Source organism: Lentiprolixibacter sp. (assembly GCF_982873095.1).
In genome coordinates, this window is sequence record NZ_CEYNTP010000124.1 from 1 (window position 1) to 7,991 (window position 7,991).

8 protein-coding genes are annotated in these 7,991 nt (G+C 42.3%); all 8 read left to right on the forward strand.

Annotation, left to right across the window (positions count from 1 at the left end; genetic code table 11):
• Nucleotides 1-101: 101 nt before the first annotated feature.
• Complete coding sequence (locus AC4E7D_RS08590; RefSeq protein ID WP_490173395.1) at nt 102-1,340, forward strand: glycoside hydrolase family 5 protein; 1,239 nt, start codon at nt 102-104, stop codon at nt 1,338-1,340.
• Nucleotides 1,341-1,458: 118 nt separating this feature from the next.
• The gene (locus AC4E7D_RS08595) at nt 1,459-2,271 is read left to right on the forward strand and encodes a DUF4198 domain-containing protein (RefSeq protein ID WP_490173396.1); all 813 of its coding nucleotides are present in this window, start codon (nt 1,459-1,461) and stop codon (nt 2,269-2,271) included.
• A gap of 113 nt (nt 2,272-2,384) precedes the next feature.
• Nucleotides 2,385-3,371 carry a 3-keto-disaccharide hydrolase gene (locus tag AC4E7D_RS08600; RefSeq protein WP_490173397.1) on the forward strand — a complete coding sequence of 329 codons (987 nt, stop codon included), beginning with the start codon at nt 2,385-2,387 and terminating at the stop codon, nt 3,369-3,371.
• Between the two features lie 85 nt (nt 3,372-3,456).
• Nucleotides 3,457-3,999, forward strand: a complete 543-nt coding sequence (locus tag AC4E7D_RS08605; RefSeq protein WP_490173398.1) for a DUF4287 domain-containing protein — start codon at nt 3,457-3,459, stop codon at nt 3,997-3,999.
• A gap of 126 nt (nt 4,000-4,125) precedes the next feature.
• Complete coding sequence (locus AC4E7D_RS08610) at nt 4,126-4,512, forward strand: VOC family protein (RefSeq protein WP_490173399.1); 387 nt, start codon at nt 4,126-4,128, stop codon at nt 4,510-4,512.
• Between the two features lie 267 nt (nt 4,513-4,779).
• A complete protein-coding gene (locus tag AC4E7D_RS08615) occupies nt 4,780-6,618 on the forward strand; it encodes a phytoene desaturase family protein (RefSeq protein WP_490173400.1) in 1,839 nt (612 codons plus the stop codon).
• 64 nt (nt 6,619-6,682) lie between these two features.
• Nucleotides 6,683-7,453 (forward strand): flavodoxin family protein, encoded by a 771-nt coding sequence (locus AC4E7D_RS08620; RefSeq protein ID WP_490173401.1) that lies wholly within the window; start codon nt 6,683-6,685, stop codon nt 7,451-7,453.
• Between the two features lie 19 nt (nt 7,454-7,472).
• On the forward strand, nt 7,473-7,991 hold a 519-nt coding region (locus tag AC4E7D_RS08625), incomplete at its 3' end, for an MBL fold metallo-hydrolase (protein ID WP_490173402.1).

Here is a 7,991-nt window from a genome sequence, read left to right on the forward strand (position 1 = left end):
TGCCGAAATTCTGACTGCATTTATTATAAAGGAATAACTGTCTATATCAATGCCTGTAAGTAGATGATTATTTTGGATTCTTCCTGCCTAAACTAATACCTATGAAACCTAAATTCTGGATCTATCTCCTTTTCATCTGTGTCTCACTATCTTGTCAGAAGACCGAAAAAAAATACGTTTATGTGGATGGGAAAAACATTTACTCGCCAGAAGGTGAGCGTTTGCATTTAAAAGGGGTGAATCTGGGCAACTGGCTGTTACCAGAAGGCTATATGTTTAAGCTGCGCAACTGTAATTCCCCACGTAAAATAGACCAGGCCATCCGGGAATTGATTGGCAATAGTGCTACTACCACTTTTTGGGACGCCTTCCTTGAGAATCACATAACCGAAGCCGATATTAAATGGTTGTCAGAAGCCGGTGCGAATATTATCCGACTGCCATTTGATTACCGCCTGCTAACCCATGACGATTTTTTGGGCAGGGACATGCAGGGTTACCAGTACTTTGACAAGGCCGTGAAGTGGTGTGAGCAGTACAATATCTATGTCTTGTTCGATATGCATGGAGCACCCGGAGGTCAGACCGGCGACAATATAGATAACAGTGACGGATATCCCTGGCTGATGGTAGATGAAGGGATGAAACAAAAGGTCACGGAAATCTGGCAGGAGATAGCCGAAAGGTACGCAGACAATACCACTGTTGTCGGTTACAATTTACTCAACGAACCTATCCCTCATTATTTTGAAGCTGACTCCCTTAAACACAACCTGGAACCCCTGTACAAAAGGATAACAAAAGCCATAAGGAAGGTAGATCAGAACCATATAGTCTTTATAGGAGGTGCTGTCTGGGAGACTGATTTTTCCGTATTTTCAGAACCCTTTGATGATAAGCTGGTCTATACCTTCCACAAATACTGGATGCCCCCTGAACAAAAAGAGATCCAGGAGTATATTGACTTCAGGGAAAAACACAATGTCCCCATTTTAATGGGGGAAAGCGGAGAAAATGATGATGCCTGGGTCAGGAACTTCAGGGAACTCCTGGATAAAAATGAGATCCACTGGACCTTCTGGCCCTACAAGAAAATGGATAATACCCGCGGACCTATGAACTTTGATAAACCCGAGGGTTATGATGCTTTTGTCCAATATGCAGAAGGAGACAGAAGCTCATTCAGTAAGATCAGGGCGCTGAAAGATAGTCTTGATGGGATAGCCCCGAATGAGATAGTGAAGGTCTTAAACCAATATGTGGAAAATTCCAGGTTCGAGAATTGTTTCCCAAATAAGGGCTATTGCGATGCACTGGGGTTTACTGATTTAGCTGAATAAAGCATTTAACTGTGCTTGCGGCTAATTGCTATCGAAATGCCAGCGAGTTTAACAGTATGCCGCCTGCCATTGAATTACTTTTATAATAAATTTACAGGGCATAAATCCAACTACTGAAATGAGAAGAATTTCAACTTCACTTCTGCTTTTGTTCCTGTTCTTTACCTTGTCATCTCATGAGTTATTCCTGAAGTCTGATTCCTACTTTCTTAACACCTATAGCCATTCAGAACTTTACCTTTTTAACGGAACCTTCGATCAAAGTGAAAATGTGATCACCAGAGATCGAATTATCAATCCACAGATAATCGGTCCGGAGTACAATTTTAAACCCGCGCCTGATGACTTTTACGATAAGGGCAAAGCCACCTATTTGAAGTTTAAAACCGCGGATCCCGGAACATACGTGGCAGGAGTTTCAACAAAACCGAGAAGTATCGAGCTAAGTGGAGCTGAGTTTTTGGAATACCTGGAACATGAGGGGTTGACCGAAGTAATTTCAGACAGGAAAAACAAAGGAATCACAAACACCTCTGCAAATGAAAAATATTCCAAGCATGTAAAAGCCATCCTGCAGGTCGGTGAAACCAGAACTGCTGATTTTTCAATGGAACTTAACTATCCTATAGAGTTTATTCCACTGAAAAACCCTTATAACCTGTCTATTGGCGATGAGATGTCATTCAGGCTGTTGTACCTGGGAAAACCGCTCAGCAATCAAACGGTTCATGTTAGTTCACGAAAAAACATAAACGTAAAAGACGGGCAGGAAACTTCTCTGAGAACAAATAAGGAGGGGGAGGTTAGTTTTACGATCAGCAATGAAGGACAGTGGTACATTGCAACCATCCATATGCTGGAAAGCGAGGAGGAAGATTTCGATTATGAATCCAACTGGGCGACACTGACATTTGAGGTGAAAGCCCCGTAGCAGGCATGTTGCAGTAATTAATAGATCCATAGATCCAAACACTATTCCATTTCAGTTTTTAATTAGATTCGTACCTTAACAAAATCAAAAGTCTTTACTAACTATATACTATCATGAAAAATTTAAAAATGCTCTTATTGCTAACTGTTATTGCAATAGTTAGTTCATCTACCTTGTATGCACAACGTGTTGAAAGTGATTCGCCACTAATTGGTAAATGGGATCTTACCATTGTCATGGAAAAAGATCAATTAGAGAATCTCGGAATGTTCCGGCATGGACTCATGGCGTCCGACGGTTTTCCAGGATGGTTAGAGGTTAAACTATCCGGTTTTTCCACACTTGTAGGTTATTATGTGGGTTACGAAGGAAGTGCAAGGCCCATTGCCGAGGTACATTACGATGCTAAAAAAGACAAATATCACTTTACCATTCCTCCTCAATGGATGGATATCGATGATATTTATTTTGAATTCAGCCTGAAAGACGACAAACTTTCGGGATATAAAATGCTCGATGGGAATAAACTTATGTTTACCGGGGTTCGCGCACCAAGCTTAAAAAGAACGGAACCGCCGGTGTGGGGCAATCCCATCAATTTACTGACCGACAATATGGATCGCTGGATCATTCCGGAGAACAATAAATTTAAAATGGTAGACGGCATGTTGGTGAACCCGGAAAAAGGGGGCAACCTGATTACCAATCAAAAATTTAATGATTTCAAACTCAGCATAGAATTCAGGTATCCTGAAGGAAGTAATAGCGGAATATACCTTCGCGGCCGTTATGAAATTCAGATCGAAGATTCCAAGGGAAGGGCAGATCATGTGAGTATCGGTGGCGTTTACGGATATATCCCCCCCGCAGTGAATGCCTCAAAAGAACCCGGAGAGTGGCAAACCTATGAAATTACCTTGGTGGGAAGACATGTTACCATTGTGCATAATGGGATTGAAGTTGTTTCCAACCGTCCCATCCCTGGTATAACAGGAGGTTCTCTTGACAGTAATGAAGGGGAACCCGGCCCTATAATGATACAGGGAGACCATGGCCCCATTGACTTCCGCAAATTTGTCATAACCCCTTCAGTGAACTAGGGGATTTCTCTGAACAGTTGCACAAGGTCAAAAACCCTGGCATGGATGATTAATAGCAGGAAAACTGAGCACTAAGTATTGAATTATGGACAAAGCATTACAAACCATGATCGACAATATGCCTGAAAAGACGGGCAAGTCTCTATCCGAATGGAAATCCTTGCTAAAGACAAAATCCTTTGCCAAACATTCTGAAGCGGTAAACTATCTTAAAAAGGAGCACCAGGTAACGCACGGTTTTGCAAACACCATTGTCTCATTGAGCAAAGAAGAACAAACAACATCACAAGACCTCATCGCAAATCAATACAAGGGTAAAGAGAATTTGTTGCCTATTTATGATTTACTGGTTAAAACAGTTGTTGAATTCGGAAAAGATGTAAAGATTACCCCCAAGAAAACGGAAGTTAGCCTGGACAGAAAAAGGAAATTTGCTGTAATAAAACCTGCTACAAAAACCAGGGTTGATTTAGGGCTTAAATTGAAGGGTGAACCCATAACAGAACGTCTGGAAAATTCAGGTCCTTTCGGTACTATGTGCTCACACAGAGTAAGATTAACAGATGTGAATCAAATAGATGCAGAGCTGATTAATTGGCTGCAAGAAGCCTATCAAAATGCAGAGTAGGTACAGACCATCAATCATTTCCATCGATTTAATCCCGCCCATACGCCACAAGGAATCCGGAAACAGCAGGAGCTGCTTCCGGGCTGGCATGACGGGGGTTCGTATGCCCATACCAAGGATCACCAAATGAAAATCGAGCATATTGCTATTTGGACAAGGGATATTGAAAGAATGCGAGCGTTCTATTTAAAATTTTTCGACCTGGTTGCGAGTGATAAATATCACAATACAAAAAAGAAGTTCAGTTCATACTTTTTGTCGTTCAAAAATGGTCCTCGCATTGAGTTGATGCATCAAGCTGATCGTAATGAACCAAATAAAAAATTGGAATATCAACTGGGGCTTACCCATATTGCCATTTCTGTTGGATCGAAAGAAAAGGTGGACTTGCTAACCGAGCGAATTCGACAAAGTGGCAATCTAGTAATTGGGGAACCGAGAACCACCGGGGATGGATATTATGAAAGTGTGATCTCAGACCCGGAAGGTAATTTGATTGAAATAACAGTATAACAAATAGCATACAACCCAACCGATACGCAATACCCATCAGGATACTACCTATAATCCAATATAAAAGCAGAATTTTCAGCTGAAGCGAATAGAAATCTCTGGTTTCGGTTTAAGATTAATGAGCCTTTTCCTGGCCTCCTTCCTTACCCTGCGCTCCTTACTTTTAAAATAGGGCCGTAATATGACCATTGTCATTATTAAACCGGTGATAATTAGATAATTTCGAAGGTTGGTTCCTCATTATCTAACGGATAAATCTCTTTACTCATGAAATATAACACGGTTATTATTGGTGGTGGTCTTTCAGGATTAACCGCAGGGGCTACCTTATCGAAATTTGGAAAAAAAGTGCTGCTTCTGGAGCAACACTATAAACCTGGTGGGTGTGCCACCACATTTAAGCGTGGAGATTTCATAATTGAAGTCGGGCTACACGAAATGAGTGGCCTGGTAGAGGGTGGCACCATGAGGAATATCTTCAAGATGCTGGAGATAGATAAAAACGTGGAATTTCTGCAAGTACCAGAGTTTTATGGCATAGTGTCCGATTCCAATAAAGAAGACTTTGTATTCCCACACGGTTTTGAAGCAGCCACAAAAGCGCTGGTAGACAAATACCCGGAGGAGGAGAAGGCTATAAAAAAGTTCCTGAAATTGCTGGCCGGAATCCGGCATGAAGCAATGAACTTACCGCGATCTCCTTTAAAACGAAAGCTGATCTATCCGCTATTCCCTTTGCTTTACCCCAACCTGGTAACAGCAACAAAACATACAGTTGGATCCTGGCTTGATAAACACATAAAGAATGAAGAGTTAAAACTTGATTTAACAGCGCATATTGCTTACTGGGGTGATGACCCTTACACCTTGTCGATGTTCTATTTCGGATTGCCTTTTGCAGGCTTCATTGAAAGCGGGGGTCACTTTATAAAGGGGGGTTCTCAAAAGCTATCCGATCACCTGGCAGCCTTCATTGAAAAGCAGGGAGGTACGGTGCTATTAGGCAAAAAGGCAGAAAAAATTATTACTGAAAATGGCAAGGCTACAGGAGTAACCTTCCGCGATGTTTTTAAGAATGAAGACCCTGTTACCATCAGCTGCGACAATGTAGTAGCCAATGCGGCCATCCCCACGGTGCCCGCCTTGCTGGATGAGCCTTATGCAAGTAAACTCGAGCAAATGATAGGTTCCCATCCGGATTCTACCTCGCTGTTGTGCATGTATTTTGGTTTTAACCAGAAACTGGATCAATTCGGGGTTAAATACTATTCAAACTTCATACAGGGAGAGGATGTTAAGACCTTAAAGGATGTGCACCCCAATCAACTGGGCGATTGGGATAAGCGCAGTTTCATCTTTGTAGATTATGAAAAGGTAGACGCCGGACTGGCACCATCAGACAAAGCCGCAGGTGTGATCTGCACTGTAGACTATCTGAAATTCTGGGAAAACCTCAGTGATGAGGAGTACAAAACCAAAAAAGAAGAAGTAGCCCAGATCTTGTTACGACGATTGGAAGAGCAGTTCCCGGGAATAGGAGAAACCATTGAATACTATGAGGTCTCCACCCCTAAGACGATCAAGCGGTTTACTGCTAATCCCAGCGGGGCCGTATACGGTTTTGCACAGACCCTGGACTTAACGGCCTCTAAGCGATTCAGAAATAATTTCCTTATACCCAACCTGTATTTTGCATCGGCCTGGGCATTCCCTGGAGGTGGTTTTGAAGGCAGCGTAACAGGCGGGTTTTTAGCAGCCTTACAAATGAATAAAGACAAGATCTGGTCCGATACCGACACAGAAAAATACGCTGATGATCGCATTGTGAAACTCAAATCATCGAAAAAAGTTGATGAAAATACGGTTGAGTTGACCTTTGCAAAGCCGGAAGGATTTAAGAATGAAAAAGGGCAATACGCCATCCTCAATCTTAAAGACCATAAGGTAGCTGATTTGGATCTGCCGTATCGTTGGCTTCCACTGGCCTCAAATGGTGAGGATGAGTATCTGAGGTTCGAAATAAAGAAGGACGACAGTAGCTTTTCTAAAACTTGCGAAGGCATGGAAATTGGTGAAGAAGCCATGGTATTTGGACCTGTGGGTTAGGCAATACAGGCAGCCTGAAGCACCCCAGGCGTAATCGCCTTTTCCTAATGATAATAGACTAAAGATGGATAAAAGAATAAAAATTGTAGCCATCTGCGGAAGCCCGCATAGAGGGAATACATACAATATTCTGAAGATGCTGGAGCAAAGTCATCCTGAAATCGATTTCAAGATACTTATGCTGTCTGAGCTTGATCTTAAGGACTGCATCGGCTGCTATTCCTGTATCAATAATGGAGAAGAGAGCTGTCCCCTCCAGGATGATCGCGATGCGATTATTGAAGAAATGAAGGCTGCCGATGGGGTCATATTTGCATCCCCTACCTATGCCAGGGCTGTAAGTGCCTTGATGAAGAAATTTGTTGAACGGACCAGCTTTATGGCTCATAGACCCATCTTCTTTGGCAAACATGCCATGGCCCTGGCCACCTGTGCAGGATTTGGCGCAGATCTGACCACTAAGTATCTGACCGAAAACTTTACACAATATGGATTCAAATTTGTTCCCTCGGTGGAACTGATGGTAGCCCGAAAAACAGAAGACGAAACCCAGCACAATAGATCTCAAGCAATAAAAGCATATGAAAAATTGATTAGTTCAATAAAAGCTCAGGAGAAAATCGAACCCTCCTTTAACCAGCTGGTGTATTTCAACATCTTCAAATATATTTCCGAATGGAATAAATTGAAGGGCTGGGCAGATTACGAATTCTACCGGGATAAGAACGACTACTACTACGATATTAAAATACCCTATTGGAAAAATAAACTGGTTAAGTGGATTGCGGGAAAAGAAATAAAGAAGATGAAGGCAAATACCACTTCTGAGAATTGACCTAATCCTCGACTTAAAAATGAAAATAACACACTACCTGTACAATGCCTTTCTCATTGAATCCGGTAATAAGAAAATCGCCATCGATCCGGGAGGTTTAATGTTCTATTATTTCCGATTCAGCTCGCTGATCCCTAAATCCGAATGGGATGATATTACGCATATTTTGGTAACGCATGGCGACCCTGATCACTATTGGCACGCCGATAGAATGGCAGCTGTTTCCCATGCACCTGTCATTTGTAATAAAACGATGGTGAAAGAGGTTGATGGGAAGCACCTGCTACTTGGTCCCAGGGACAAGGGAGTTGCCTTTACCACAGAATTACAAAAGTATCAGACCCTTTCTGTGGATGAAACCATCGAGCTTGACGGGATGTCCATTACCGGAATTAAAACTACCCATGGTCCACTTACCATAAAACTCGGTCCTTTTTCAAAAACGCTGAAACCCGGACCAGAAGAGCGCATTGGATGGGGGGCCATCGGATTCAAGATTCAACTAGATGGGAAGACCTTAGTCAATCTTGGTGACACA